Genomic DNA, 25,516 nt, shown 5'->3' with positions numbered 1-25,516 from the left:
CATTATGTAATCACCTAAAAGAAACGGATTTTCACATGTCAGCCTCCACGACTCCTCCCGCGGTGGTCTCTGCTGCCGGTGTCGTGAACCGCATTCAGGCCAAGCTACCTGACATGCCGGCGGCCATGGCAAAAATTGGCTCGTTTCTCTTGGAGCACCCGCAGGCACCCTTGGAGCTCTCCATTATGGAACTTGCGGAGCAAACCAAGACTTCCCCTGCAACCGTGACCAGGTTCTGCCGGCTGCTGGGCTATGCAGGATACGTGCCTTTCCGGGTCAGCATTGCGTCGGACCTTGGCCGCAGCGATGCCCGCGAATCCTGGAAGGCTGACATTGGCCGGGCTTTTGGTCCAGATGATTCCCCCCGCGACGTGCTGAGCACGCTGGTGAATGCGCACACGCGTTCGCTGGAGGAAACGGCTGCGGTTATGGATCTGGCCTTGATGAACAAGATTGCCCGTCGCATCGCCATGAGCTCCCATGTAGATATTTACGGAATTGGTGGCAGTGCCGTGATGGCCAAGGAATTGCAATCGCGCCTCTACCGCATTGGTATCAACGCTCACCACTGGTCCGAGGTTCATGCAGGTCTGACCAGCGCGGCCATTCAGGACACCAACTCGGTGGCCATTGGAATTTCAAACACCGGCCGCACCGAAGAAACCCTGCAGATGCTACGTGAAGCAGGCGAGGCCGGTGCGCTGACCATTGCGCTGAGCAACAATCCGGGATCGCCGCTGGCAGAAAGTGCTGATGAATCAATCATCACCTCGGTCCATGAGCAGTTCCTGCAGCCGGATGACCTATCCGCCAAGCATGTTCAGTTGCTGGTTCTGGACTTGATCTACTTACTGGTGGCCCAGGTAAATTTTGCCCAGACCACCTCGAAATTAGCAGCCTCCGCCATGGCCGTCTCTCCGCATCGTCGCCCCACCCGGGCTGCCCGGATCGAGTCCAGTGCCAACAGGGCGCTGCGTAACAGTGGAAAGGGTGATGGGCATGTCTGATGCAATTACGGCATACAGCCTTGAAGTTTCCTCTCGTCTTGATGTCATTACTGAATGGGCGCTGGCCGGTGGCGTAGCCGAGGCAGCAGCGGCCATGGCGGACACGCTCAATAATGGCGGGGTCATCCAATCCTTCGGTACCGGGCACTCTGAGGCGTTCGCCATGGAAATCGCCGGCCGCGCCGGCGGGCTGATCCCGACCAGCAAGATTGCCTTGCGCGATCTGGTACTCCATGGCGATCGCGATGTTTCGGCACTGGACTCCTTGGAGGGATCAGTGCTGGAGCGGGACACCGGGGTTGCCGAGGAACTTTTCAAGTTATCTCTGGTGGATCCGCGTGACATCTTCCTCATTGCCTCCAATTCCGGTGTCAATGGTTCCATTGTCGGGTTGGCGCTCGCCGCCAAGGAGCGTGGGCACACGGTGATTGCGGTCACCAGCCTCGAACACACCAATGCTGTCGAAGCAAAGCACCCTTCCGGGCTGCGACTCAGCGAGATCGCAGATATTGTTATCGATAACAGGGCGCCTTTTGGTGATACCACCCTCGAAGTTTCCGGCGGAGGAGGTGTTGGTGCTGTCTCATCGATCACAGCTGCTTATATTGCACAGCTGCTGACCATCGAGACAGTCCAATGCCTGATCCGTGCGGGGAAGAAACCGCCTATCTATATTTCGGCAAATATCCCGGGCGGGGACGAACACAATACCGCACTAGTGGGCCAGTACGTTGGCCGGCTCAGGCGAGAGGCGTGATTCCAATAGCCACGTAGTTGACGCCAGCTACAACGCGTGAAGTCAGCCAAGTGAATTGCAGTGAAATGCAGTAACCGAACTACCAAAGTGCAGACTAGTACCGATTTAACGCTCGTACCATCAATGGAAGGCAGTAAAAAATGAGTATTCAGAACAAGCCGTTGCAGCGTCGCGGATTCCTTCGCGGCGCCCTGGCCACCGCCGTGCTCTTGCCCCTGGGCGGGGCACTCGCTTCCTGCGCAGGCGGCGGCACACCTGAAAAGTCCGCTGCCCCTGGTGGCGACGTCGATCCCACGAAGAACCCGTTTGGTGTAGCCGCTACCGGCAAGCTCGATGCGGTCATCTTCAAGGGTGGTTACGGCATTGATTATGTAGATTTCGCTGGCGCCATCGTCAAGAAGAACTTCCCCGAGCTGGAAGTCAGCATCAACCCCTCCACAGACATTGCTCAGGAAATGCAGCCTCGCTTTGCTGGCGGGACCCCGCCGGACTTGATCGATAACTCCGGTGCCAAGTCGATTGGCTTCAGCACCATCCTGGACCAGCTCGAGGATCTGCAGAGCGTTATTGACTCCAATAACCTCGAAGGTGAAAAGATTGCCGGCACCCTGTTCGACGGCGTCCTGGCGCCGGGCACCTTTAACGGCAAGCTCGCCGCCATCAACTACGTACTCACCGTGTACGCCTGGTGGTACTCCGCCAGCCTGTTCAAGGAGAACAGCTGGACCGTACCCACCACTTGGGACGAGGCCTACGATCTCGGCGTCAAGGCCAAAGCGAAGGGCAAGTTCCTGTTCGTCTGGGGCAAGGAAGCCGCAACCTACTACCAGACCATGGCCATTGAATCAGCCATCAAGGAAGGTGGCGATGAAGTGCGCCTCTCCCTTGAAAACCTCAAGCCCGATTGCTGGTCACTGCCGGCTGTCCAGAGCGTCTTCACCGCCATGGAAAAGATCGTCAAGGCTGGCATGTTCAAGCCCGGTGGCTCCGGTACCGTGTTCACCGCAGCCCAGGCCGCATGGTCCAACGGTCAGGACGCGCTGCTGTACCCGTCCGGATCCTGGATTGAAAACGAGATGAAGGACCAGACCAAGGCTGGCTTCGAGATGACGGGTGCTCCGGTTCCCGTTGTTTCAGCAAGCCCGAAGATCGCCCAGACGGGCGTGCGCTCCGCAGGTGGCGAGCCCTTCATTGTCCCCACCAAGGGTGCAAACGCTGCTGCCGGCAAGGAACTGCTGCGCACCATGCTTTCCAAGGAAGCAGCAACCAACTTCGCCAAGACAAAGTTGGCCCCCACTGTTGTCAAGGGCACCGTCCCGGCTGACGGCTTCGGATCCACCGCGTTGGTGTCCCAGACCTCCATGCTGGAGAAGGCTGGCAAGGACATTTTCACCTGGAACTTTGTTGACACCTACGGCATGAACCCCGACCAGCTGGTTCCGTGGAACTCATTCCTGGATGGCAAGTTGGATACTGCAGGCCTCACCAAGGCCCTGCAGGAAATCACCGACAAGGTTGCAAAAGACGACTCTGTCAAGAAGATTGAAGTGAAGTGACTCAAGTAACAAATGAAGTGCAATCGGGCGGTGGCGTTGTCGCCACCGCCCGGCGGCGCCGGAAAAAACTGACATTCGACAAGATCAGCTTCATGGCAGTCTTTCTGGGGCTGCCTTTGGCGATCTATCTGGTCTTTGTAATCTCGCCCTTCGTGCAGGCGGTGTACTACTCCATGACCAGCTGGGGCGGCTTCGACAACAATATGCCGTTCGTGGGGCTCGCTAACTACGTCAAGCTATTTCAAGACGACATCTTTATGATCTCTGTTCGCAATAGCGTGGTCCTGGCGGTGTTCCTTCCGGTTATCACTGTCATTCTGTCTTTGATTTTGGCCACACTTGTCACCATTGGTGGCAGTAGTCGAGGTCAGATTAAGGGTATGAAGGGTGCCGGTTTCTACCGCGTCATCTCCTTCTTCCCTTACGTTATTCCTGCAGTTGTCATTGGTATTATCTGGCAGCAGATTTTCAACCCGGACAACGGCCTGCTCAACGGCATTCTGACAGGCATCGGGCTGAACGGATTTGAAAATTACCCGTGGCTTGGCGATGCTCGCACAGCCATGGTTGCATCCATGTTCGTCATTGTGTGGGGCTTTGTGGGCTTCTACATGATCTTGTTCATTGCCGCCATCAAGGGCATCCCGGCCGAAACGTTTGAAGCGGCCCGCATTGATGGTGCTGGGCGTTTTCGCACCGCCATTAGTATTACGATCCCGCTCATTCGCGACAACATCCAGACCGCCTACGTTTACATGGGCATCTTGGCTCTTGACGCGTTTGTCTACATGTCAGTCTTGAACTCCACGGGTGGGCCCGAAAACTCCACTCTGGTGATGTCCCAGAAGCTGTTCAGCACAGCGTTTACTAAGAACCAGTTCGGATTGGCATGCGCCATGGGTGTTGTGCTGGCAGCTATTACTTTGATTTTCTCGGCACTGGTATTCCTGGTGAACCGTTTGACTGGCGGCAGCAAGGATGTGTCTGAATAATGTCCCTCAAACTTACTAAAACAGCCCCGCACGACCATGTGGAGCGCAAGGCATTAGACAGCAAGGGTGACAAGACTGTAGCTGGCGTCTCACACGTCATGCTCTCCCTCTGGGCCCTCTTGGTCCTGATTCCCCTTGCCTGGACTCTCATGTCTTCCTTCAAGAAGACCAGTGAAATCTTTGCCTCGCCGTTCTCCTTGCCGGCTGAATGGCAGGTCCAGAACTACGTAGAGGCGTGGCAAACTGCCGGAATTGGCAAGTACTTCTTCAACACCGTCATTGTGGTGGGCTTCGCGCTGGTCATCGTGATGGTCCTCGGGGCCATGTGCGCCTATGTTTTGGCCCGTTACGTGTTCCCCGGCTCGCGTGCCATCTACATTCTGATGCTCGCCGGTCTGACATTCCCCGTCTTCCTAGCCATTGTTCCCCTGTTCTTTATCTTGAAGAACATCGGATTGCTGAACACTCTTCCAGGTTTGATCATTGTGTACGTAGCGTTCGCGCTCCCGTTCACCGTGTTCTTCCTGTTCTCCTTCTTCAAAGCTTTGCCAAGCGAAATTGCTGAGGCTGCGCAGATTGACGGTGCTGGGGAATGGCGGACTTTCTTCCAGGTCATGCTGCCTATGGCCAAGCCTGGATTGGCCTCCGTTGCCATTTTCAACTTCCTTGGTTTGTGGAATCAGTACCTGATCCCTGTAGCCATCAACACCAACCGGAACAACTACGTACTCTCGCAGGGTATCGCCGCCTATGCCGGCCAGATGGGTTACGCCGTCAACTTCGGCGCACTGTTCGCAGCAGCCATCATTGTGGTTGTGCCCGTGCTGATCATGTACATCCTGTTCCAGCGCCAGCTCCAGGGCTCGGTTTCTGCAGGAACCATGAAGTAGAGTTTTTCCTCGTCGAACGGTGAGTAGTTGCTAGTGTTTCAGGCAAACATTAGCAACTACTCACCGTTCGGTTTTATTTAAGGGTTGATTGGCGACGCCGGTATGCGGCCACGTGGGCACGGTTGCCGCAGTTGCCGGTATCGCAATACCGCCGGGAACGGTTCTTGGACAGATCGATCACCACGGCGCAGCAATCCGGGGCGGCACATACCTTCAGCCGGGCCAGTTCTTTGCTGCGAATGACATCAACCAACGCCATGGCGGCCTCCACCCCCATGCGCTCTGCAAGTGGTGCGGCGGGTGCTGTGGCATGGAGATGCCAATCCCACTGATCATGCTTGACCAGCTGGGGTAGCGCCTGCGCCCGAGCGAGCAGTCTGTTGACCAGATCCACCGCCGTTGCCTCGTCCGAGGTGAAAATGGTGCGGAGTTCCTGGCGTATCCCGCGCACCGCGGCGACTTCCGCGTCAGTATGCGTCCGGGATCCAGAATACTGCTCGCGCACTACAAAGGCATCCAGCTCAGCCACGGTTTCCAGCCCATCCGGCCCGGCCGCGGACCCGTCCTCCGCAGCTGAAATGGGGCCGGTATTGATCAAATTCACGGCAGAGAGCAGCGCCATTTCCGTGTCATGACTAAAGACCATGTTGACTCCTGACAAGTGGCGAGCGTAATGTCATTAGTCTAACGCCTTTTACTGCTGACAAATGGATCTGCCATGACAACTTCACCCGCCACTTTCCCTGCACCCGCAACGGGCTCCCGTACTGTGTTGGCATCGCCTGCGCTCATGTTGGCTCTTGTTTCTGCGGCAGCTTTCGCGCTGTCGGGACCCTTCGCGAAGTCGCTCTTTGACGTCGGATGGTCTCCAGGAGCAGCTGTGGCCGTCCGCATTGGAGGTGCCGCCGCTGTCCTTCTGATTCCGGTGATCATCACGCTGGTGCGGTGCTGGCCCAAAGTTAAGGGGTCCTTGGGGCGGATCGCGATTTACGGCGTGGTGCCTATTGCGTTGTGCCAGCTGTTCTACTTCAACGCCGTCCAGCACTTGTCGGTGGGGGTGGCGCTGCTGCTGGAATACCTCTCGCCGGTGCTGCTGGTGGGCTGGGCATGGATCATCACACGGAACCGGCCGCGCGTGCTGACCATCATTGGTGCCGCGTGCGCCATGACCGGTTTGGTGTTGGTGCTCGATCTTGCGGGCAGCCAAAAGGTCAGTGTCGAGGGCGTGCTGTGGGGGCTGGCTGCGGCGGTGTGTTCGGCCGTCTATTTCGTGATGTCCGCCAGGGCAGACGACAACGTCCCCCCAGTTCTCATGGCTGGCGGCGGCATGGCGGTGGGTGCGGCACTGATCGTGGGGCTGGGGGCTGTAGGAATTCTGCCTATGGCGTTCACCTTTAACAACCCCGTGTTTGCCGGCAGCCAGGTGCATTGGCTGGTCCCGGTCTTGGGGCTGGTGCTGGTTACCACAGTGTTTGCCTACCTCATGGGCATCGTGGCAACGCGGGGGCTTGGCTCCAAGGTTGCGTCATTTGTGGCTCTATTCGAGGTGCTTTTTGCCGTGATATGGGCCTGGCTGCTGCTGGGCGAAATGCCCCGCATCATTCAACTTTTGGGTGGTCTTGCCATCATGGGCGGCGTGGTGCTGGTGCGGCTGGATGAACTGCGCGGATCACCCCGGCGGGGGCAATCCTACGTAGTCGACCTTGGTGCTGATGCTGATGCTGGTTCTGATCCTGACGGGCTGCCGGCGGATTTACCGGCCAAAGCGGCGCAGTCGTAGCGAGTTCGCCACCACCAGCACAGAGCTGGCGGCCATGGCGGCTCCTGCGATCATAGGGTTCAAGAGACCGAACGCTGCCACCGGGATCCCGATAGCGTTGTAGAAGAAGGCCCAGAATAGATTCGTCTTAATGGTTCCCAAGGTCTTGCGAGACAGCGCGATAGCGGTGGCTACCTGGCTCAAATCGCTGCCCATGACCGTCAGATCTGCGGCCTCGATGGCCACGTCAGTGCCGGAGCCCATGGCGATGCCCAGGTCTGCCTGAGCTAGCGCGGGAGCGTCATTCACGCCGTCGCCCGCCATTGCCACCGTGGCACCAGCGGCCTGCAGCTTCTTGACCGCTTCCACTTTTCCTTCGGGCAGGACATCGGCAAAGACATCCTCGGCGCTGATGCCCACAGCAGCCGCCACTTGGATTGCCACGGCAGCGTTGTCGCCGGTCAGTAGGATGGGGCGCAGCCCGAGTTCCTTGAGCTTGGCAATGGCATCCTTCGACCCAGCCTTGATGGTGTCCTTGAGGGCGATCAGCCCGGCGGCCTCACCGGCCACCGCGACCCAAATGGCGGTGGTGCCGCGCTGCTGCTGCGCTGCCAGTTCAGCCCTTGCCTCATCGGAAAGTTCGACGCCGTTTTCCTCCAGCCAGCCTGCCCGCCCTGCCAGCACGGTACGGCCCTCGATGATGGCGCGGACACCGCCGCCCGGTGCGGAAATGAAATCGCTGAGCTGGGGGAGCTCCCCGGCCTCGCGGGCATGCGCCGTGATGGCGTGGGCAATGGGGTGTTCGCTGTGGGATTCCACGGCCCCGGCCAGGCGCAGGAGTTCGGCGGCCGGCACCTGGGTGAGCGGAACGACGTCGACCACTGACAGGCGGCCCTCGGTGACGGTGCCAGTCTTGTCCAGAACAATGGTGTCCACCGTGCGGGTGTCCTCGAGGACCTGCGGGCCCTTGATGAGGATGCCCAGTTGGGCGGCCCGGCCGGTTCCCGTGAGCAGGCCGACAGGAGTAGCCAGACCCAGGGCGCAGGGGCAGGCGATGATCAGAACGGCCACGGCGGCCGTGAAGGCAGCTTGGATGTCGCCGCTCAAAACCAGCCAAAGGGCGAAGGTGATGACGGCAATGAGGAGCACAATAGGCACAAAGACGGAGCTGATCCGGTCCGCCAGCCGGGCAATCGGGGCCTTGCTTGCCTGCGCGGCGCTGACCAGCTTGCCCATCTGGGCGAGCGTGGTTTCGCTCCCGATGCGGGTGGCCTTGACCAAGAGGCGGCCGGAGGTATTGATCGTGGCACCCGTGACGGTATCTCCTGGTGCAACCTCAACCGGCATTGATTCGCCGGTGATCAGCGAGGTGTCGACGGCGGATGCGCCGTCAGTGACCACGCCGTCCGTGGCGATTTTCTCGCCGGGGCGGACCACGAAGATTTCATCCATGGCGAGCTCGGCTGCCGGAATTTTGACCTCAACGCCGTTGCGGAGCACGGTGGCTTCCTTGGCGCCCAGACTCAGCAGGGCCTTGAGTGCGTCGCCAGCTTTGGCCTTGGCCTTCGCTTCCAAGTAGCGGCCCAGCAAGAGGAACGTGACCACCACGGCGGACACCTCAAAGTAGAGGGGCGCGTGGCCCGCCATGGCACTGCCGTGCGCAGTCATCATGGGGTTCAGCCCGAGTTCCACGGCTGAAAACAAGAACGCTGCGCTGACGCCGATGGAGACCAGGGTGTCCATCGTGGAGGCGAAATGGCGGGCGTTGATGGCTGCCGCGCGGTGGAACGGCCAGGCCGCCCATGTCACCACGGGCAGCGTCAGGATGCCGGCAACCCAGCCCCAGTGCGGGAATTGCAAAGCCGGGAACATGGAAACCAAGAAGACCGGGATGGTCAGGATAGCGGCTAGGATCAGGCGCGGCCGCAGGGTTGCCGCGGTGCCGCCGTGGGCCATGTGATCCTCATGACTGCCGTGGTCGGAGTGGGCGGAGTGCTCCGCGTGCTCCGGCGCGAGGTGGTTTTCGCCTTCCTTGGCGGCACCCGGGTGGGGGGCGTGTGGGAGGGGGTGTCCGGCGTCGTGCTTCATGGCGGAGGGGGCGGAGGGATTCTTCAGGCGCGCCTTGTAGCCGGTGGCCTTGACGGTGTCGATGATTTGTTGGTCGGATATGCCGGCGGGGACCGTTACCGTAGCTGTTTCCAGCGGGAGATTCACGGAAGCGCTGACGCCTTCGAGTTTGCCCAACTTGCGCTCAACCCGGCTGACGCACGAGGCGCAGGTCATGCCTTCGATATCGATTTCGACCATGCGGGGGCCGGGTGTGGCGAGTGGGGACAAGATATCTGAGGCGCTCATGGCGCTCCTTAAACTGTGGGTGGGTTACGCATTATTGGATACGACGAGGTAACCGGCTTCGGCGACGGCCTCACCGATCTCCGCAGAATCCAGGGTCAGGGTCGAGGTGATGGTGACCTCGGAAAGTCCGCCGGTGTTGAGGTTAATGGCGACGTTTTCAACGCCCTTGAGGCCGCTCAGTTCCTCGGTGACGGAGCTGACGCAGTGCCCGCAGGTCATGCCGGAAACGTTGACGGTGATGGTGTGGCTCATGATGATTAGCTCCTGAGTAGGCGTGAAATGGCGGATGTTGCTTCGGAAACCTTCGCTGCAACGATTTCCGGGTTGCCGGTTTCGGCGGATTCGTGGGCTGCGTTGACCACGCAATGCGCAATGTGGTCCTCAAGTAGGCCAATGCTGACAGCGTGCAGGGCCTTGTTGACGGCGGCCATCTGGGTGAGGATATCGATGCAGTATTTGTCCTCTTCCACCATCCGGGCGATGCCGCGAACCTGGCCTTCGGCGCGTTTGAGGCGGCGCAGGTAGGCCTGTTTCTCCTCCGAGTAACCGTGGGTGTGAGTTTCTGTTTCCATGCTCTCAAGCTATACCCCTATGGGGTATGCGTCAAGTACCCCTGGGGGGTATCCTCTGGGTGCTGTTACTCCCGGCCGCATCCCGGTGTCGCATAAGTTACCTGCGGGAAACCCTTGATGCGGGGACGCCGCGGTGGTCGACTTAGACCCATGGAAAATAGCGAAGCATTCACCGCCGGTCAGCCCGGCAGTACGCATTTACTGGCCGTGGGCACCAAAAAGGGGCTATGGCTGGGAACCAGTGAGGATAGAGAAAACTACACTTTCACGGGCCCTCACTTTTTGATGCAGGAGATCCCCAGCATCGGTATCGATACACGGGGTGGGCGTACCCGGATTATGGTGGGCCTGCGCAGTGAACATTGGGGCCCCACCGTGGCGCACTCGGACGATTTTGGTGCCACCTGGCAGGAGCCAGAGCTTGGTGCCATCACGTTCCCGGCGGACACCGGGGCGGCTCTGGAACGTGTGTGGCAAATTCAGCCGGACAGCGCCGATCGCCCGAATGTGGTGTGGGCTGGTTGTGAACCCATTTCTGTGTGGAAGTCCACCGACGGCGGCGAGCACTTTGAACTGAATCGAGGACTGTGGGATCACCCGCACCGGAGCGAGTGGGGTGCTGGTTACGGTGGCGCAGCAGCACATACCGTGTTGCCCAGCCCTGCCGATCCGGACACCATTCATGTCGCCATGAGTACCGGCGGCGTCTACCGCAGCACGGACGCCGGAGCATCGTGGATACCGCGGAATAAGGGGATTGGTGCCAGTTTCATGCCGGAGGAAACCCCTGAATTCGGCCAATGTGTGCACAAGATAGCCCGCGATCCCAACCATCCAGAAGTGCTCTTCGCCCAAAATCATGGCGGCGTTTATCGCAGTGCCAACAATGGAGACTCCTGGGAGTACATTGCCGCGGGCCTGCCCGCGGACTTCGGCTTCACCATCCTCACCCATCCGCGGCGCTCGGACACTGCCTGGGTCATCCCCATTGCCGCCGATTATCAACGAATCCCGCCGGATGGGCAGCTTGGGGTGCATAGGACTGACGACGCCGGGGCGTCGTGGACATGCTTGGCTGACGGCCTGGTTCAGCCCGAGTACAACGTGGTCCTGCGCGATGCCGCGGCCGTGGACACCTTCGAGCCGGTGGGGCTCTACTTCGGCACCCGCGGCGGTTCCGTATACGCCAGCGCGGACGAAGGCGGGCATTTCACACAAGTCCTCGCGCAGCTTCCGGATGTTTTGTGTGTCCGTGCGGCCGCCGTCGAGCTTGCCTAACGTGGCACTCATGACGGGAGAAGTGACCCTGCTGGTCCCCAGGCTACTCCAGCCGTTAGTAGGTAACAGTGCGGAGCTGGCGCTGGATGTGGGCGACGGGGCAACTGTGGCGCAGCTGCTGGATGCCGTTGCCGCCGAGTTTCCCGTGTTTGGCCGGCGGGTGCGGGACGAAACGGGGGAGCTTCGCCGATTCGTGAATATTTACCTTGACGGTGAGGACGTGCGGCGGCTCGACGGGCTAAAAACACGCGTTGCCGCCGGCCAAGAACTGATGGTTATACAGTCCGTGGCCGGCGGCTAAGCAGGTTAGATCAAACACACCGAACGCGGCGATTAGACGGCGTCGAGGTCCGTTTCGAGCATCTTGACCAGCGTGTCCAGTGCCGCTTCGGCGCCGTCACCTTCGGCGCGCAGGACAACTTCGCTGCCATGCTCGGCGCCCAAGGTCATGAGCGAGAGGATGCTGCTTGCGTCCATGGCGTCTTCGGCGGGGGTGCCGGCCATTGCGATGGTCACCTCAACACCTGTTTCAGCGGCTGCTTCAGCGAAGAGAGACGCCGGACGGGCGTGCAATCCAGAGCTGCTGGCGACGGTTGCGGTACGTTCTGACATGGTTCCTCCTGGGGAGCTGATGGTTGAATCTTGGGTAGTTCGGTCTTGCTGGGATGAATCTACAGCCCAAGCTCGGCGAGAATGGGCAGCTTTCCGCGCGCCAACTCCCGGGCTTGCGCTGGGCTCGTTGCGCGTAGGGCCAGTGTAGCGATTTCCTGTGCTTCCTTCAGGGTCACCGTGGCCAACACGGCGCCCACTGCTGCCAGTGACCGGGCGGTCATGGACAGTGTTGCTACGCCCAGGCCCACGAGTACGACGGCGAGAGCCGGGTCCGCGGCGGCCTCGCCGCAGACTCCCACGGGTTTTCCGCCGCCCTCGGCGATGGAGCCGGCCACCGTCAGGCGGACCAGTTGTAGTACGGCTGGCTGCCACGGGTTGTTCAAAGCGGCGAGTGGACCCAGCTGGCGGTCGGCGGCCATGGTGTACTGCGTCAGATCGTTGGTGCCGAGGCTGGCGAATGCCACTTCGCGCAGGATCGACTCCGACGTGACGGCGGCCGAGGGGACCTCCACCATGACGCCCGGGGTTTTCAATCCCGCAGCGGAACAAAGCGATGCGAACCGGGCTGCCTCATCGGGTGTCGAGATCATGGGAGCCATGACCCACACATCGGCCGTGGCGCCTTCGGTGGCTGCCGCGATGGCAGCAAGCTGGCGCTCGAGCACGCCCGGGGATGACATGTCCGTCCGGTACCCGCGCACACCCAGGGCCGGGTTCGGCTCCGTTGCGTCGGTCAGGAACGGCAGCGGCTTGTCTGCACCCGCATCAAGGGTGCGGACCACCACTTTCTTGCCCGGGAAAGCGTCAAAGACGCCGCGATAAGCCTCCACCTGCTCGTCGTGGCTGGGCTCGGTTTCCCGTTCCAGGAAGCAGAATTCAGTGCGCAACAGGCCCACGCCCTGAGCGCCGGCGGCCGCTGCCTTGATGGCATCCTTGGCTCCTCCCACGTTGGCCAGAAGCGGCACCAGATGACCGTCCGCCGTGGTTCCGGCTCCGTCAAAGACTGCAAGGGTTGAGGCGTTGGCTGCCCAGGCAACCGCCGCGGCGCGCTCGTCATCGCCGGGTTCGGTGGCGATGGTCCCGGCGGCGCCGTCCACATAGACTTCCGTGCCATCGCGCAGCGTGTCGACGCCGGCGGCGGCCACTACGGCAGGCAGGCCGAGGGAGCGGGCAATGATGGCCGTGTGTGACTGCGGCCCACCCCCGGCCGTTACGAGGGCAATGACAATGTTGGGATCGAGCGTGGCGGTGTCGGCCGGGGCCAGATCTTCTGCCACAAGAATGAAGGGCTCCTCCGATGTGGGGATGCCGGGTGCCGGAACGCCACGCAGTGATGCAACAATCCGGGCCCGAACATCCAGGACGTCGGTGGCACGTTCGGCCATGTAGCCACCGAGATTAACCAGCATCGCGACGACAGCTTCGGCGGCTTCCCACACGGCACGTTCGGCCGAGGTTCCGGTCTTGATCAACTTGATGGCTGCCTTGATCAACATGGGATCCGCTGCCATGAGCGCGGTGGCCTCCAGTACGGCCTTAGCATCGGAGCTGGCGCCGGCCGCGCGCTCACGTAGCTGGGTCTGCACATCCTTGGCGGCTGTTTGAAGGGCTAAGGTGGCCTCTTCTGCGCTGGTCCCTGAAGCCAGCATCTCCCCGGCGGGCGGGTCAGCCAACGGTGCAGGCATCTGGCGAATGGTGCCAATGATTCGTCCGGGGCTGACCCCAACTCCTGGGAAATTCTGCATTGAAAGTCCTCTACTTCTTTAGGTGTCGCTGTGTCTGTGGGCAGGGCGGCGGTGCCCCAGGTCATACGCCAAGCGAATACGGGGCCGTGCTAAAAGTATTTCCTGTGATGCTCTTCATATAGCGTTGCTATAGATGCTACGGTAGCAGTCATGAACATCGACGGCCAGCTTCCGGCCAAAACGAGGCTGCTTCAAGCTGCAGCTGAGTTGTTGGCCAATTCGGCGGGTAAGCCAGTTTCAACACGGCAAATCACCGAGTTGGCTGGTGTGACTGCCCCTACTTTGTATCACCACTTTGGGGACAAGGAGGGGCTCTTCAATGCGGTCATTGACGCTGGGTTTGAGGAGTATGTAGCCGGTGAGCACAACTTTGTGCCCACGGGTCACCCCTTGCAGGATGTGCGTCAGATTTGGGATAACCACCTCCAATTCGGTCTGGACAATCCGCAGCTGTATTCGGTGATGTTTGGCAATATCCGTCCTGAAAGCCGCCCTGCGCGAGTAGCTGAAGCGGAAGGATTCATGGAGGAAATGCTAGAAAAGGCGGCCGCGGCTGGCCTGCTTTGCGTTTCTCCCGTGGAGGCCTCCCGCAGCATTCTGGCGGCCAATGTTGGTGTCACCTTGATGCTCATTGCTGAACCGGCAGAGGGCAGGAATTTCGATTTGTCGGACATGACCCGAGAAGCCGTCATCACGGCGGTTTCCTCGGCGGCGGGTCTCAGCCCGGCGGCAGCGCCGGTGGGCCCCATGTCGGTGGTGGTTGCTGCGATTGCTCTTAACGCCGCTCTGGAATCCTCGCATCCGGAGCAACTCTCAACCACCGAGTTAAAGCTTTTCCTCGAATGGCTTCACCGCATTTCTAAAACTTAAAGCACCACACACCATAATCCCCAGTTACTCCTGCAGAGGCGCAGGACTCACGGTAAGGAAAATCTCATGGCAACTCAAACAGTGGCCGCCCCGAAGGGTGGCGTGCGGGTAGGGGTGCAGAAATTTGGCACCTTCTTATCCGGCATGATCATGCCCAATATTGGTGCATTCATTGCCTGGGGCCTGATTACGGCTCTCTTTATTCCCAAAGGTTTCTTCCCTAACGCGACGTTGGGGGCCATGGTGGACCCAATGATCGGGTACCTCCTGCCCCTGCTGATCGGTTATACCGGTGGCAAGATGATCCATGGTGTTCGTGGCGGTGTGGTGGGTGCCGTGGCGACCATGGGTGTCATAGTCGGCACCGATATCCCCATGTTTATTGGCGCCATGATCATGGGCCCGCTGACAGCCTGGGTCATGAAGAAGCTGGATAAGGCCTGGGAAGGTCGCATCAAGCCCGGCTTTGAAATGCTCGTTGACAACTTCTCCGCAGGTATTCTTTCCGGCATCATGGCCGTGATTGGCCTCTTGGTTGTGGGCCCTGTGGTGACAGCATTCAGCAACGGTGCAGGCCATGTTGTTGAATTCCTGGTCAATAACGGGCTGCTGCCGCTGACCAGCATCTTTATTGAGCCCGCCAAGGTCCTGTTCCTGAACAACGCCATCAACCACGGCATCCTGACCCCCTTGGGCACTGAACAGGCGCTTGCCAACGGTAAGTCCATCCTGTTCCTGCTCGAGGCGAACCCTGGCCCCGGTCTGGGTCTGCTGCTCGCTTACTCCGTCTTCGGTAAGGGCCTGGCCAAGGCAACAGCCCCCGGCGCTGCACTGATTCAGTTCCTCGGCGGTATCCACGAGATCTACTTCCCCTACATCCTGATGAAGCCGGTCATGATCCTGGCAACCATCGGTGGCGGCATGACGGGCATCTTCATGCTGGTTCTGACCAACTCCGGACTGGTAGCCCCGGCCGCACCAGGGAGTATTTTCGCCGTCTTCGCCATGACGTCCAAGGACAGCTACTTTGGTGTGGCGTTGTCGGTGTTTGCCGCGGCAGCGGTGTCGTTCGTGATTGGCTCCGTCATCCTCAAAGTCAGCCCCAACCCGGTTGACGGCGATGGTCTGGGCGACGCCACGGCCAAGATGGAAGCGCTCAAGGGCAAGAAGAGCTCGGTTGCGTTCGCACTGGCCGACGCCGGCACCAGCGGTCCCATCAGCACAGTTGTTTTTGCCTGCGACGCCGGCATGGGCTCCAGTGCCATGGGAGCCTCGGTGCTTCGCAACATGATCAAGAAGGCCGGTTTCCCGGAGGTGAAGGTCACCAACTCGGCGATCTCCAACCTGACCGACACGTACGACGTCGTTGTCACGCACCAGGACCTCGCCGCACGTGCCGCTCCTGTCACAGCAAGCGCCGTCCATGTCGCCGTGGACAACTTCATGAACAGCCCGCGCTACGAGGAAATTGTGGAGCTGGTCCGTGCCAGCAACTCAACGGCCGGACAGGCCACTGTACCTGCGGCCGAAGAGCCTGCAGAAGCCGCAACCTCAGGTGGCGGCACGGTTCTGGCCCGGGAGAGTGTGATCCTGAACGGGACCGCAACCACGCGCGACGGTGCCATCGATGAGGCCGGTGCGTTGCTGCTGGCCAGGGGCGCCGTGAATGCCGCCTATGTTGCGGCCATGCATGAGCGTGAATCCTCGGTTTCCACCTATATGGGCAACTTCCTGGCCATCCCGCATGGAACCAACGAGGCCAAGGGGAACATCACCAGCTCTGCCGTCTCGATCATCCACTACCCGAACGGCATCGACTGGAATGGCAAGCCGGTCAAGTTCGTGGTGGGTGTGGCAGGAATCAACAACGAGCACTTGTCCATCTTGTCCTCTATTGCCCGCGTCTTCACCGACAAGGCGCAGGTGGCCCGGCTCGAAAACGCCACCACCGTGGATGAGGTTCTGGATATCTTTGGAAAGGTAAACGCGTAATGAAGGCAGTTCATTTTGGGGCCGGCAACATCGGCCGAGGATTTGTGGGCTTGCTCCTGCACAATGCCGGGTATGAGATTGTCTTTGCTGACGTCGCCGAGGCGCTCATCAACGAGCTTGCCGCGGCAGAGAGCTATGACGTCCACGAGGTGGGCGAGAACGCCACCGTGCGTACCGTCAACAATTTTCGGGCGTTGAACTCCGCCGCTTCGGCGGACGCCGTGGTTGCGGAAATTGCGACGGCGGACATTCTCACCACCGCGGTGGGGCCGAACATCCTCAAGTTCGTGGCGCCGCTCATTGCTCGCGGCATCGCCGCGAGGGACGCTGCCTTGGCCCCGTTGCAGGTCATGGCCTGCGAAAACGCCATCAACGCCACTGACATCCTCGAAGCGGCCGTCCGCTCGGACGACAGCGTGGATGAGGACACCGTGAACTCCGCTGCCGTGTTTGCCAACACGGCTGTGGATCGGATCGTCCCGAACCAGGCGCCCGGACAGGGTCTGGATGTCACAGTGGAGACGTTCTTTGAATGGGTCATCGACAGAACCCCCTTCAGGGGCAACGAACCTGTCATTGACGGAGCCACCTTTGTCGATGATCTGGCCCCCTACATTGAACGCAAGCTGTTCACAGTGAACACGGGTCACGCATCCACGGCCTACTTTGGCTACGCGGCAGGGATCGAAAAGATCTCCGACGCCATGGCTGATCCCGGCGTTCAGGCTCAAGTTAGGGCCGTGCTGGAGGAAACAAAGGCGCTGCTGGTGCGCAAGCACGAATTTGCGCCGGCGGATCAGGAAGCCTATGTCCAAAAGATTCTGCTCCGGTTCTCCAATGAATTCCTGCCTGACACCGTCAATCGTGTGGGGCGTGCGCCAATGCGCAAGCTCAGCCGGCACGAGAGGTTTATTGGGCCCGCTGCCGAACTGGCTGAAAATGGTGTCACTCCGGTGGCGTTGTTGGCGGCCATCGGCGCTGCGTTGCACTTTGATGATGCGGCGGATGCCGAAGCGGTGGAGCTGGCGGAGATCATCGCTACCAACACGGCGGAGGATGCCACGGCACGGATTACCGGGCTTGCCGCGGAACATCCGCTATTTTCCGCGGTTAGCGCCTTGATTGCGGCCAAGAAGTCGGAGCCGGCCAGCAACTAGTCTGCGCTCGACTAGCCACAGTAGCCCTCAGCGCGGCCCAGCGCAGGGGGCTACTGTGGCCAGTAACCGATGTAGAGCCAATTTGCAGCAGGAGGGTCTCATGGCCAAGGAACTTGCCACTCAGCTCATTGAACAATTGCAGTCCGCCGGAGTACGGCGCATCTACGGGATTGTGGGCGACAGCCTGAATCCGCTGGTGGACGCGGTACGGAAAACCGGTGGGTCAAAAAACGGCGGAATCGACTGGATTCATGTCCGCCATGAAGAGGCAGCAGCCTTTGCCGCCGGCGCCGAGGCGCAGCTGACGGGGGAACTGGCCGTCTGTGCCGGATCCTGCGGGCCAGGCAACCTGCACCTTATGAACGGGCTCTACGACGCCAACCGCACAGGCGCACCCGTTTTAGCCATCGCCTCGCACCTGCCCAGCGTGCAAATCGGCAGCGGCTTCTTCCAGGAAACCCACCCGGACCGACTCTTTGGCGAGTGTTCGGTGTACTCCGAAATGATCAGCACCTCGGACCAGGCGCCGAGAGTGCTTCACAACGCCATGCAACATGCGCTCGGATTGCGCGGGGTGGCCGTGGTGACGCTGCCCGGCGACATTGCCAGCCTGCCAGCCACGGCGCCGTCTCCCTTGTCGCGGCCGGTGCGTCCGGCCACCCTGGTCCCGGCCGCAGACAGCGTCCAAGAACTGGCAGACGCGATCAATGGAGCCAACAAGGTGGCCATTTTTGCCGGAGCCGGTGTACAGGGCGCCCATGATGAGGTGGTGGCGCTGGCCGCGAAAATTAATGCACCCATTGGTCACAGCCTGCGTGGCAAGGACTTCATCCAGTACGAGAACCCGTACGACATCGGCATGACAGGACTGCTGGGCTATGGTGCCGCGGCCGAGGGTATCGCGGATGCGGATCTACTGATCATGCTTGGAACAGATTTCCCCTATGACCAGTTCCTACCTGACACCCGCACCGCCCAGGTGGACCGGGCTCCGGAACATTTGGGGCGGCGTACCGACGTGGATATCGCAGTCCACGGCGACGTCTTGCCTACCCTCCACGCCCTCATGCCCCTGATTGCGGCCAAAGAGAACTCCAAGTTCCTGGACGCGATCTTGAAAAAGCATGACCGGCTCATGAACAAGGCTGTGGGTGCCTACACCCGCAAGGCCGACAAATTGGTGCCAATTCACCCGGAATACGCGGCGTCCCTGCTGGATGAGATTGCCGCCGACGACGCAATTTTCACGGCCGACACCGGCATGTGCAACGTCTGGACGGCCCGTTACATCAACCCCTTGGGTACCCGAAGGCTCATCGGCTCATATTTGCACGGCTCCATGGCGAACGCCCTTCCCCAGGCCATCGGTGTCCAGGCAGCTTATCCGGACCGGCAGGTCATCTCGGTCTCCGGCGACGGCGGGCTATCGATGTTGCTGGGTGAATTGATTACTGCAGCGGCTCACAATCTGCCCGTCAACGTTGTGGTGTTCAACAACTCCACATTGGGCATGGTCAAGTTGGAAATGCTAGTGGACGGTCTGGCCGACTTTGGTGTTGACGTCCCGGATACCAACTATGCAGCCATTGCCGCGGCGATGGGATTCCATGCTGTGCGAGTCAGTGATCCTGCCGGGATCGCTGATGCCTACCGTGCCGCTTTTGCCCATGATGGACCATCGCTGGTGGAACTCATCACGGACCCCAACGCGCTGTCTATCCCGCCGAAGATCAAGGGCGGGCAGATCCTGGGCTTTGCCACGGCCATGTCCAAAGTGGTGTTGAATAGGGGTGCCGGGGAGGCCGTCAGTATGGCGCGATCGAATCTGCGCAACATTCCGCGCGGCTAGCTTCCACCCCTAACTTCCACCACGAGTACGAGGATTCCCATGCTGATTGTCGCCCTGATTTTCGCTGGACTGGCCGCACTGGTCCACGTCTACATCTTTGTGCTGGAATCCTTACGGTGGACGGCCCCCTCGACCCGCAAAACCTTCGGAACCAGCGAAGGTGAGGCCCTCGCCACGAAGGAGCTGGCCTTCAATCAGGGCTTTTACAACTTATTCCTAGCGGTGGTAGCCGCGGTAGGGATCGTTGCCGCCGCCACAGGGCACCACGGTGTCGGCGCCGCCTTGGTGCTGGCTGGCTGCGGGTCGATGCTTCTGGCCGGGCTGGTATTGCTCATTTCGTCCCCCAAGAAGGCCAAAGCGGCGCTGGTGCAGCTCACCTTCCCGCTCATCGCCGTCGTGCTTACCCTGGTGTGGCTGCTCTAAGAAATTCACGCACGACGCCGGAACTTGCGTCGCGCTGTCCCTACGCCGAAGTACGGCGAAACCCCGTGGACACAACGGTGAGGCTGGCGAGGTAGGCCACTGACACAAAGCGCTGCAGCTCAGCGGTACTGGCCGTAATTGATAAATGCAACAGTTTTGCGTGATTTTAACCATTGAAGAGGCGCTGCGACAGGCATAACGTTGAAGAACATCCAAGGGGGTGGCCAGAATGGAAATTCATCTGTGGTGGCTTGAGATCGAGCTGCCGGCCAAACAATGGCTGCGGGAAAACACGGGCGCCGGTCAGGTGCCCAGTCATGTGGTGGCGGCCGTGGAAACGGCCGGTGGCACCATGACGAATGGAACGTTGAGCGATCGCGAGTGGGAATTCATCGTGACCCAGTCGGAATTTGTGGACTGAGTGTTTGCGCTCTGATGGGTTGCGGACTGTGCATTTGTTGTCTGTGCGTTTGCGGACTGTCCGAATGCTCCTGCTCGCTGCTAGCTGCTGGCCAACACCAGCGCCGTGGTCAGGAACACCGTCAGCGCCACGAACGGCAGGCACAGAAGCGCGTGAAGCACCTTATGTTCGGTCAAGATGGCCGCATATTCGCGCAGGAACGCGCTCGGGAGAAAGTATCGGGCCGTGGGGGAGCCCACCACTTGGGCGTCGAGCCCGAGTTTGCGGGACAGCAAGGCGGCGCGGAGCACGTGGTAATTGTTGGTGACAATCACCATGGCGCCACCCCGACCTTGACCCTGCGCAACGGCGGCTGAAAACTGTAGATTCTCAGCAGTGGTCTTGGCCTTTTCCTCGGCAATCACGTGTTGGGAGGGCGCCCCGGCGGCGACCAGGTAGTCCGCCATGGCTGCACCCTCAGGTCTGGATTCATCCGCTCCCTGCCCGCCGGACGGAATGAGTAGCGGAGCCAGCTCTTCCTGGGCGCTGACCCCTCGGTATACTTCCAGCCCCTTGTCGAGGCGAGAGCGCAGCAGTGGCGGCACTTTTCCGTTGATGATTTGCGAGCCCAAGATGACCACGGCTGCCGGAGTGATGGTGTGTTTCATGCGCCCGTACGCCACCGCGTAGGCCAGGAAAACCACAAAGACCACGCCAAAGTAGCTACATATGAAGAACAGCAATGCGGCCAGCCCAATGGCCACCGGATTGAGCGTGAGCACCAGCAGGGCGGCAACAAGCGGCAGGCCCAACAAGGCAAGACCGGCAATCAAGGACAGCAAGTTCCCTAGGCTGCGGCCCTCTCGGCGCATCATGCGCACACCGTTACTGATCAAGAAACCGGCCAGGACAACCACTGCAAGAGGTGTCAGGGCCACTATCCCGAGCGTGATCCACTGTGTCCACGGGAACCATTGGGCCAGCACTTGGGACACCCCTGTCACGGCAAACCAGCAGGCCGCCACCAGGACCAGCCCGTTGCGCAACATGCGCGGGTCCTTGCGGCGTAGATAGACATAGCTGCAGGCCAGGACCGCGGCAAGAATCAAGGAGAACATGTTTTCAGCCTATGTGACCCCAACCGCCCGCACGCGCCACCAAGGGTGGATATTGCAGAGCCTCATGCGCCACCACAGCGGGAGATGTGGGCTCTGGCGCAGGGACGAGCCGCCGTCGTTCCTGTCCTAAAAAAATCCGCACCCAGAAAAGCCAAAATGTGATCTTGGCGGTGAAGACGGGACAGGCTGGGGTAAGTAGGGGATGATGGAAAGGATGACTTCCCCCAAAAACATTCCCAGCCCCGCAGTCGCCTCTTCCGCGACCGCACCGAAGCGCCGTCCGGCCCGCCCGGCGCAGGTTATGCCTGCCACCGAGGGCTGGGATCAGGCCAAGAACCCTGAAGGCCGCCCGCTGCTGCAGTTTAAATCGCCGCGCGTTTCGCAGCCGCCGGTGCACCTGGCAGACATGACGCTGGCCGAGCGCGAGGAAAAGTTCAAGGAGATGGGCCTGCCGGCATTCCGTGCCAAGCAGCTCTCCGTGCACTACTTCCAGCACTACACCACCGATCCCGAGCGCATGAGCGACCTCCCCAAGGACCGTCGCGCCGAGATTGTGGACACCATGTTCCCCAAGCTCCTGACCGAGGTCAAGCGCCTCACCACGGACAACGGCGACACCGTGAAGTTCCTGTGGCGCCTGTTCGACGGTTCCCTCGTGGAGTCCGTCCTCATGCGTTACACGGGCCGCGTGACCCTGTGCGTGTCCAGCCAGTGCGGTTGCGGCATGAACTGCCCGTTCTGCGCCACCGGCCAGGCCGGACTGACCCGCAACATGTCCACCGCGGAGATCCTGGATCAGATTGTCCAGGCCAACCGGGTCATCGCCGAGGGCGGCTTGGGCCACCTGCGCCGCGATGGCGGACACGACGCCGACCGTGTCACCAACATTGTCTTCATGGGCATGGGCGAGCCGCTGGCCAACTACAAGCGCGTCATGAACGCCGTGCACCGCATGGTGGCTGACGGTCCCGAGGGCCTGGGCATGTCCGCCCGCGGCATCACCGTCTCCACCGTTGGCTTGGCTCCGGCGATCAACAAGTTGTCGCAAGAGGGCCTGGCCATCACGTTCGCGCTTTCCCTGCACGCGCCGGATGATGAACTCCGCGACGAACTCATCCCCGTCAACGACAAGTGGAAGGTGGATGAGGTTCTGGATGCCGCGTACAACTACTACAAGGTCACGGGCCGCCGCGTCTCCATCGAGTACGCGTTGATCAAGGACATGAACGATCACCCGTGGCGTGCCGAGCTCCTGGCGAAGAAGCTCAATCAGCGCGGCCGGGGTTGGGTCCACGTGAACCCGATTCCGCTGAACCCCACCCCGGGCTCCATCTGGACGTCCTCGGAGCCTGCCGTGATGCAGGAATTCATTGACACGCTGATCGAAAATGGCGTACCCACCACGTTGCGTGACACCCGCGGCAAGGAAATCGACGGAGCGTGCGGCCAGCTCGCCGCTGCCGAGTAACGTTTGGCCTGCTTGGGCGCGCTTAACTGAAGCGGCACTCATTAAAGGACGACGCCGGAACTTAGCTTCCGGCGTCGTCCTTTGCGTTAAGCGGTGGCTAGCTTCCGTTGCGCCGCAGGCAAGTTGGCGGGCTAGGGCGGATTCTGCAGGAAGGAATCCACCCTGGCGGGTTAGCGGGTTAGCGGGTGATCGTGCCGGTGGTGACGAAGGCCGTGGTGGAACCGGGTTCAATCTCGGTGCGGCCAGCATCTTGGATCACAGGACCCTTGCACTTGCGGGCGCCCTTTTTGAACTCCTTGGCCGCAAGTTCCTGCACGCCAACGGGGCAGCCCGCGTCCAGCCACCCCTGGACGGCGGCGGGCTTGGATTCGAGAACCCACGCGAAAAGTGCATGGGCGGCCTGGGCGGCGGCCTTACCGGTGGACATCTCCAGGGAGCCATTGAGGACGATTGTCAACGGCTGCGGCGGGAGCTGCGCGCCGGGTGGCAGCTGGGTCCCGGAAACCTGAAGCTTGGACAGCAGCTTGGGTAACGCTGCGGCTGGCATGGGCGGCAGGCCAACGGCGCTGGCTTCTCCAACAGTGGCGAGCACATGATCGGGGAATGCCGTGAGTACCTTGGCGAACATCTTGGCATCGGCCCGGCGCACGGACTTGGCGAAGTGGCCCGCGGCCCAGATCCGCCAATCGGGGTTCTGGGGATCATGCAGGTACGCCTGAACTGATGCCAGGGCGGCTGCGGCAATGCCGTGCTGCTCGCTAGCGGGTTCTTCCCGGTCCACGAGCAAGATAATGGGTTGGACAAGTTCTTCGGCAGCGCGTTCGCTAAATTCACTCACCCAACAAGCGTAGGGGTAAGCAGTGCGGGGTGTGACAAGCTGGAGGTTGTTCTCTTTTTCGCTGCGCACCTCAGACACTTCACCTTGGACACGTCGCCGTGCGCTCGGCACAGCTCAGGAGCTTCCATGCGTAAACCACTCACAGTAGCGGCCCGGGCGGCCGTGGAGCCCTTTGCCGTCATGGACATTCTGCAACGAGTTGCCGATCTTCGCGCCGCCGGGCGGGACATCATTTCCCTGTGTGCCGGTGAACCCAGCGGCGGAGCCCCGACTGCGGTCTCGGCCCGGGCCGCACAAATCCACACGTCAAAAATCCCGTTGACGTACACGCCGTCCCTTGGTTTGCCGGAGCTCCGCCAGGCAATCGCAGGGCACTACAAGCGCTGGTATGGGATCGAGGTGCCGGCCCGGAATGTTGCCGTGACCACCGGTTCCTCTGGTGCCTTCATGCTGGTTTTCCTTGCCGCGTTCAACCCCGGCGACAAGGTGGCTTTGGCGCGTCCCGGCTACCCCGCTTACAAGAACATCCTGAAGGCCCTGGGCATTGAGGTGGTGGAACTCGACGCCGGATCAAGCTCCCATTTTCAGCCCACCCCGGAGATGCTCGACGCAGCCATCGCCGAACACGGGCCACTGGCCGGGTTGGTGTTGGCATCACCGGCTAACCCCACAGGCACCATGGTTTCACGCGCAGAGTTGGCTGCTCTCAACCATTGGTGCGGTGAGAACGGGGTCCGATTGGTGAGTGATGAGATTTACCACGGCATCACCTACCCTGCCCCGTGTGACGCCGATCCCCAAGGGGTCTGCGCCTGGGAACTTGAGGCGTCCGGCGTCGTGATTTCCAGTTTTTCCAAGTATTGGGGCATGACCGGGTGGCGGCTGGGTTGGGCTCTGGTTCCGGATGATCTCATTGCGGGCGTTGATGCGCTCGCCGGCAATGTGGCACTCTGCCCGCCGGCACCGGCGCAGATGGCGGCCATTGAGGCATTTAGTGGGCAGTCCTATGCCGAAGCCGACGCGTTTGTGGCGGAATTTTCACGCACCCGCGACTACATTCTTTCCAAGGTGGCTGACCTTGGCTGGGTTGATGCCGCCCCGGCCGACGGCGCCTTTTACTTCTACGCGAACCTGGGCCCGGCGCTGGCCGCCTTTGCCGACTCCAACGAGTATTGCGCGGCGCTGCTGGAGCGGGAGGGCGTGGCACTGGTGCCCGGCGGAGACTTTGACTCGGTGCATGGCAGTGCCACAGTTCGGTTGAGTTTCGCCGCCGGGTACGACGCCGTTCGCGAGGCTTTGGTGCGGATCGAAAGGTTCCAGGCATCCCAGCTGGGGGGACGCCTAGCGGGCTAGCTGGCCGGCTGCTTCTGAGTCTTGGGGATGCGATCGCGATCGTAGGTGATGGTGCTGTACCCGTGCGGTGCTGGTTTGCCGTCGTCGCCCAGGTTAACAAAGACGATGCTTTCAACCGTGAGGATTGATTCGCGAGTGAAGATATTGCGAACCTCGGCACGCATGGTCAAGGAAGTGCGGCCAAACTTGGTCGCTGTCAGTCCCATCTCGATCAAATCGCCCAAGGCGGCCGAGGAAACGAAGTTAATTTCGGAGATGTACTTGGTCACGGCCTTGCCGTTACCCAGCTGCACGATGGCGTAAATTGCTGCTTCTTCGTCAATCCAACGCAGCAAGCTGCCGCCGAAAAGGGTGCCGTTCGCGTTCAGGTCTTCGGGGCGAACCCATTTGCGGGTGCGGAAAGTAATATCGGCGGTGTCCATACAGTAAAACTTACCGGGCCAACGGGGTGCCTGTGCCTAAAATGTTGCCGATAACACACCATGTTTTGTACCACGATTGCCGCGCAGCGTAGAGGTCACTACG

At 60.7% G+C, this 25,516-nt stretch carries 25 protein-coding genes; 16 read left to right on the top strand and 9 right to left on the bottom strand.

The window, feature by feature from the left end; all coding sequences use genetic code 11:
- The first annotated feature begins 35 nt into the window (after positions 1-35).
- From AS189_RS02255 to AS189_RS02235, 5 genes are all read left to right on the top strand, one after another.
- Complete coding sequence (locus tag AS189_RS02255; RefSeq protein WP_062286045.1) at positions 36-1,007, top strand: MurR/RpiR family transcriptional regulator; 972 nt, start codon at positions 36-38, stop codon at positions 1,005-1,007.
- Positions 1,000-1,764 (top strand): sugar isomerase domain-containing protein, encoded by a 765-nt coding sequence (locus AS189_RS02250; RefSeq protein WP_062292776.1) that lies wholly within the window; start codon positions 1,000-1,002, stop codon positions 1,762-1,764. The genes AS189_RS02255 and AS189_RS02250 overlap by 8 nt, the downstream gene beginning before the upstream one ends.
- A gap of 140 nt (positions 1,765-1,904) precedes the next feature.
- Positions 1,905-3,320 (top strand): N-acetylglucosamine/diacetylchitobiose ABC transporter substrate-binding protein, encoded by a 1,416-nt coding sequence (gene ngcE, locus AS189_RS02245; protein ID WP_062286043.1) that lies wholly within the window; start codon positions 1,905-1,907, stop codon positions 3,318-3,320.
- Between the two features lie 92 nt (positions 3,321-3,412).
- A complete protein-coding gene (locus AS189_RS02240) occupies positions 3,413-4,312 on the top strand; it encodes a carbohydrate ABC transporter permease (protein ID WP_082634473.1) in 900 nt (299 codons plus the stop codon).
- Between the two features lie 98 nt (positions 4,313-4,410).
- Positions 4,411-5,202 (top strand): carbohydrate ABC transporter permease, encoded by a 792-nt coding sequence (locus AS189_RS02235; protein WP_424581519.1) that lies wholly within the window; start codon positions 4,411-4,413, stop codon positions 5,200-5,202.
- 73 nt (positions 5,203-5,275) lie between these two features.
- Here the strand turns inward: AS189_RS02235 and AS189_RS02230 are convergent, their stop codons facing one another.
- Positions 5,276-5,848: a CGNR zinc finger domain-containing protein gene (locus tag AS189_RS02230; RefSeq protein ID WP_062286038.1), complete on the bottom strand. Its 573-nt coding sequence runs from the start codon at positions 5,846-5,848 to the stop codon at positions 5,276-5,278.
- 72 nt (positions 5,849-5,920) lie between these two features.
- On the opposite strand from AS189_RS02230, the gene AS189_RS02225 reads away from it, so the two are divergent.
- A complete protein-coding gene (locus AS189_RS02225; protein ID WP_062286036.1) occupies positions 5,921-6,982 on the top strand; it encodes an EamA family transporter in 1,062 nt (353 codons plus the stop codon).
- On the opposite strand, the gene AS189_RS02220 is transcribed toward AS189_RS02225, so the two are convergent.
- The 3 genes from AS189_RS02220 to AS189_RS02210 are packed head-to-tail and all read right to left on the bottom strand — an operon-like array spanning position 6,956 to position 9,888.
- Entirely contained in the window at positions 6,956-9,316 is a 2,361-nt protein-coding gene (locus AS189_RS02220) for a heavy metal translocating P-type ATPase (RefSeq protein ID WP_062286035.1), read from the bottom strand. The genes AS189_RS02225 and AS189_RS02220 overlap by 27 nt on opposite strands.
- A gap of 24 nt (positions 9,317-9,340) precedes the next feature.
- Positions 9,341-9,568, bottom strand: coding sequence for a heavy-metal-associated domain-containing protein (locus AS189_RS02215; protein ID WP_062286033.1), 228 nt, complete (start codon positions 9,566-9,568; stop codon positions 9,341-9,343).
- 5 nt (positions 9,569-9,573) lie between these two features.
- Positions 9,574-9,888, bottom strand: a complete 315-nt coding sequence (locus AS189_RS02210) for a metal-sensitive transcriptional regulator (protein ID WP_062286031.1) — start codon at positions 9,886-9,888, stop codon at positions 9,574-9,576.
- Positions 9,889-10,038: 150 nt separating this feature from the next.
- Between AS189_RS02210 and AS189_RS02205 the strand changes: the two genes are divergently transcribed.
- Together AS189_RS02205 and AS189_RS02200 are read left to right on the top strand one after the other, a co-directional pair.
- Entirely contained in the window at positions 10,039-11,166 is a 1,128-nt protein-coding gene (locus AS189_RS02205) for a WD40/YVTN/BNR-like repeat-containing protein (protein ID WP_062286029.1), read from the top strand.
- A 10-nt stretch (positions 11,167-11,176) separates the two neighbouring features.
- The gene (locus AS189_RS02200; RefSeq protein WP_062286027.1) at positions 11,177-11,467 is read left to right on the top strand and encodes a MoaD/ThiS family protein; all 291 of its coding nucleotides are present in this window, start codon (positions 11,177-11,179) and stop codon (positions 11,465-11,467) included.
- A 32-nt stretch (positions 11,468-11,499) separates the two neighbouring features.
- Here the strand turns inward: AS189_RS02200 and AS189_RS02195 are convergent, their stop codons facing one another.
- A complete protein-coding gene (locus AS189_RS02195; RefSeq protein ID WP_062286025.1) occupies positions 11,500-11,778 on the bottom strand; it encodes an HPr family phosphocarrier protein in 279 nt (92 codons plus the stop codon).
- Between the two features lie 59 nt (positions 11,779-11,837).
- Positions 11,838-13,523, bottom strand: a complete 1,686-nt coding sequence (ptsP, locus tag AS189_RS02190; protein WP_062286023.1) for a phosphoenolpyruvate--protein phosphotransferase — start codon at positions 13,521-13,523, stop codon at positions 11,838-11,840.
- Between the two features lie 150 nt (positions 13,524-13,673).
- Between ptsP and AS189_RS02185 the strand changes: the two genes are divergently transcribed.
- The 6 genes from AS189_RS02185 (at position 13,674) to AS189_RS02160 (ending at position 20,235) form a co-directional block, all read left to right on the top strand.
- Positions 13,674-14,393, top strand: a complete 720-nt coding sequence (locus tag AS189_RS02185) for a TetR/AcrR family transcriptional regulator (protein ID WP_062286021.1) — start codon at positions 13,674-13,676, stop codon at positions 14,391-14,393.
- A gap of 66 nt (positions 14,394-14,459) precedes the next feature.
- Positions 14,460-16,385: a PTS mannitol transporter subunit IICBA gene (locus AS189_RS02180; RefSeq protein WP_062286019.1), complete on the top strand. Its 1,926-nt coding sequence runs from the start codon at positions 14,460-14,462 to the stop codon at positions 16,383-16,385.
- A complete protein-coding gene (locus AS189_RS02175; protein WP_062286018.1) occupies positions 16,385-17,542 on the top strand; it encodes a mannitol-1-phosphate 5-dehydrogenase in 1,158 nt (385 codons plus the stop codon). Before AS189_RS02180 ends, AS189_RS02175 begins: the two co-directional genes overlap by 1 nt.
- A gap of 100 nt (positions 17,543-17,642) precedes the next feature.
- Entirely contained in the window at positions 17,643-19,391 is a 1,749-nt protein-coding gene (locus tag AS189_RS02170; protein WP_062286016.1) for a pyruvate dehydrogenase, read from the top strand.
- A 39-nt stretch (positions 19,392-19,430) separates the two neighbouring features.
- The gene (locus tag AS189_RS02165; RefSeq protein WP_062286013.1) at positions 19,431-19,814 is read left to right on the top strand and encodes a DUF1304 domain-containing protein; all 384 of its coding nucleotides are present in this window, start codon (positions 19,431-19,433) and stop codon (positions 19,812-19,814) included.
- A gap of 229 nt (positions 19,815-20,043) precedes the next feature.
- Positions 20,044-20,235: a hypothetical protein gene (locus tag AS189_RS02160; protein WP_062286012.1), complete on the top strand. Its 192-nt coding sequence runs from the start codon at positions 20,044-20,046 to the stop codon at positions 20,233-20,235.
- A gap of 80 nt (positions 20,236-20,315) precedes the next feature.
- On the opposite strand, the gene AS189_RS02155 is transcribed toward AS189_RS02160, so the two are convergent.
- On the bottom strand, positions 20,316-21,332 hold the full coding sequence (locus AS189_RS02155) for a YdcF family protein (RefSeq protein ID WP_062286010.1): 1,017 nt from the start codon (positions 21,330-21,332) through the stop codon (positions 20,316-20,318).
- A gap of 214 nt (positions 21,333-21,546) precedes the next feature.
- Here AS189_RS02155 and rlmN point away from each other — a divergent pair, with 214 nt between their 5' ends.
- Positions 21,547-22,800 (top strand): 23S rRNA (adenine(2503)-C(2))-methyltransferase RlmN, encoded by a 1,254-nt coding sequence (rlmN, locus tag AS189_RS02150; RefSeq protein ID WP_062286008.1) that lies wholly within the window; start codon positions 21,547-21,549, stop codon positions 22,798-22,800.
- Positions 22,801-22,978: 178 nt separating this feature from the next.
- Here the strand turns inward: rlmN and AS189_RS02145 are convergent, their stop codons facing one another.
- The gene (locus AS189_RS02145) at positions 22,979-23,638 is read right to left on the bottom strand and encodes a peptidyl-tRNA hydrolase (RefSeq protein ID WP_129587124.1); all 660 of its coding nucleotides are present in this window, start codon (positions 23,636-23,638) and stop codon (positions 22,979-22,981) included.
- Positions 23,639-23,764: 126 nt separating this feature from the next.
- Between AS189_RS02145 and AS189_RS02140 the strand changes: the two genes are divergently transcribed.
- A complete protein-coding gene (locus AS189_RS02140; RefSeq protein ID WP_062286005.1) occupies positions 23,765-24,991 on the top strand; it encodes an aminotransferase class I/II-fold pyridoxal phosphate-dependent enzyme in 1,227 nt (408 codons plus the stop codon).
- Here the strand turns inward: AS189_RS02140 and AS189_RS02135 are convergent.
- Positions 24,988-25,413, bottom strand: coding sequence for an acyl-CoA thioesterase (locus tag AS189_RS02135; protein WP_082633986.1), 426 nt, complete (start codon positions 25,411-25,413; stop codon positions 24,988-24,990). The two genes, AS189_RS02140 and AS189_RS02135, sit on opposite strands and share 4 nt — an antisense overlap.
- Positions 25,414-25,516 lie beyond the last annotated feature (103 nt).

Origin of the sequence: Arthrobacter alpinus (assembly GCF_001445575.1) — a bacterium.
In the GTDB taxonomy this organism is placed as follows: domain Bacteria; phylum Actinomycetota; class Actinomycetes; order Actinomycetales; family Micrococcaceae; genus Specibacter; species Specibacter alpinus_C.
This window is presented reverse-complemented; position numbering and strand designations above follow the sequence as displayed.

What these genes read in the sequence shown, in the direction of transcription:
- AS189_RS02255 (WP_062286045.1), top strand. Translation starts at nt 36, where the DNA reads ATGTCAGCCTCCACGACTCCTCCCGCGGTGGTCTCTGCTGCCGGTGTC.
- AS189_RS02250 (WP_062292776.1), top strand. Translation starts at nt 1,000, where the DNA reads ATGTCTGATGCAATTACGGCATACAGCCTTGAAGTTTCCTCTCGTCTT.
- ngcE (WP_062286043.1), top strand. Translation starts at nt 1,905, where the DNA reads ATGAGTATTCAGAACAAGCCGTTGCAGCGTCGCGGATTCCTTCGCGGC.
- AS189_RS02240 (WP_082634473.1), top strand. Translation starts at nt 3,413, where the DNA reads ATGGCAGTCTTTCTGGGGCTGCCTTTGGCGATCTATCTGGTCTTTGTA.
- AS189_RS02235 (WP_424581519.1), top strand. Translation starts at nt 4,411, where the DNA reads ATGCTCTCCCTCTGGGCCCTCTTGGTCCTGATTCCCCTTGCCTGGACT.
- AS189_RS02230 (WP_062286038.1), bottom strand. Translation starts at nt 5,848, where the DNA reads ATGGTCTTTAGTCATGACACGGAAATGGCGCTGCTCTCTGCCGTGAAT.
- AS189_RS02225 (WP_062286036.1), top strand. Translation starts at nt 5,921, where the DNA reads ATGACAACTTCACCCGCCACTTTCCCTGCACCCGCAACGGGCTCCCGT.
- AS189_RS02220 (WP_062286035.1), bottom strand. Translation starts at nt 9,316, where the DNA reads ATGAGCGCCTCAGATATCTTGTCCCCACTCGCCACACCCGGCCCCCGC.
- AS189_RS02215 (WP_062286033.1), bottom strand. Translation starts at nt 9,568, where the DNA reads ATGAGCCACACCATCACCGTCAACGTTTCCGGCATGACCTGCGGGCAC.
- AS189_RS02210 (WP_062286031.1), bottom strand. Translation starts at nt 9,888, where the DNA reads ATGGAAACAGAAACTCACACCCACGGTTACTCGGAGGAGAAACAGGCC.
- AS189_RS02205 (WP_062286029.1), top strand. Translation starts at nt 10,039, where the DNA reads ATGGAAAATAGCGAAGCATTCACCGCCGGTCAGCCCGGCAGTACGCAT.
- AS189_RS02200 (WP_062286027.1), top strand. Translation starts at nt 11,177, where the DNA reads ATGACGGGAGAAGTGACCCTGCTGGTCCCCAGGCTACTCCAGCCGTTA.
- AS189_RS02195 (WP_062286025.1), bottom strand. Translation starts at nt 11,778, where the DNA reads ATGTCAGAACGTACCGCAACCGTCGCCAGCAGCTCTGGATTGCACGCC.
- ptsP (WP_062286023.1), bottom strand. Translation starts at nt 13,523, where the DNA reads ATGCAGAATTTCCCAGGAGTTGGGGTCAGCCCCGGACGAATCATTGGC.
- AS189_RS02185 (WP_062286021.1), top strand. Translation starts at nt 13,674, where the DNA reads ATGAACATCGACGGCCAGCTTCCGGCCAAAACGAGGCTGCTTCAAGCT.
- AS189_RS02180 (WP_062286019.1), top strand. Translation starts at nt 14,460, where the DNA reads ATGGCAACTCAAACAGTGGCCGCCCCGAAGGGTGGCGTGCGGGTAGGG.
- AS189_RS02175 (WP_062286018.1), top strand. Translation starts at nt 16,385, where the DNA reads ATGAAGGCAGTTCATTTTGGGGCCGGCAACATCGGCCGAGGATTTGTG.
- AS189_RS02170 (WP_062286016.1), top strand. Translation starts at nt 17,643, where the DNA reads ATGGCCAAGGAACTTGCCACTCAGCTCATTGAACAATTGCAGTCCGCC.
- AS189_RS02165 (WP_062286013.1), top strand. Translation starts at nt 19,431, where the DNA reads ATGCTGATTGTCGCCCTGATTTTCGCTGGACTGGCCGCACTGGTCCAC.
- AS189_RS02160 (WP_062286012.1), top strand. Translation starts at nt 20,044, where the DNA reads ATGGAAATTCATCTGTGGTGGCTTGAGATCGAGCTGCCGGCCAAACAA.
- AS189_RS02155 (WP_062286010.1), bottom strand. Translation starts at nt 21,332, where the DNA reads ATGTTCTCCTTGATTCTTGCCGCGGTCCTGGCCTGCAGCTATGTCTAT.
- rlmN (WP_062286008.1), top strand. Translation starts at nt 21,547, where the DNA reads ATGACTTCCCCCAAAAACATTCCCAGCCCCGCAGTCGCCTCTTCCGCG.
- AS189_RS02140 (WP_062286005.1), top strand. Translation starts at nt 23,765, where the DNA reads ATGCGTAAACCACTCACAGTAGCGGCCCGGGCGGCCGTGGAGCCCTTT.
- AS189_RS02135 (WP_082633986.1), bottom strand. Translation starts at nt 25,413, where the DNA reads ATGGACACCGCCGATATTACTTTCCGCACCCGCAAATGGGTTCGCCCC.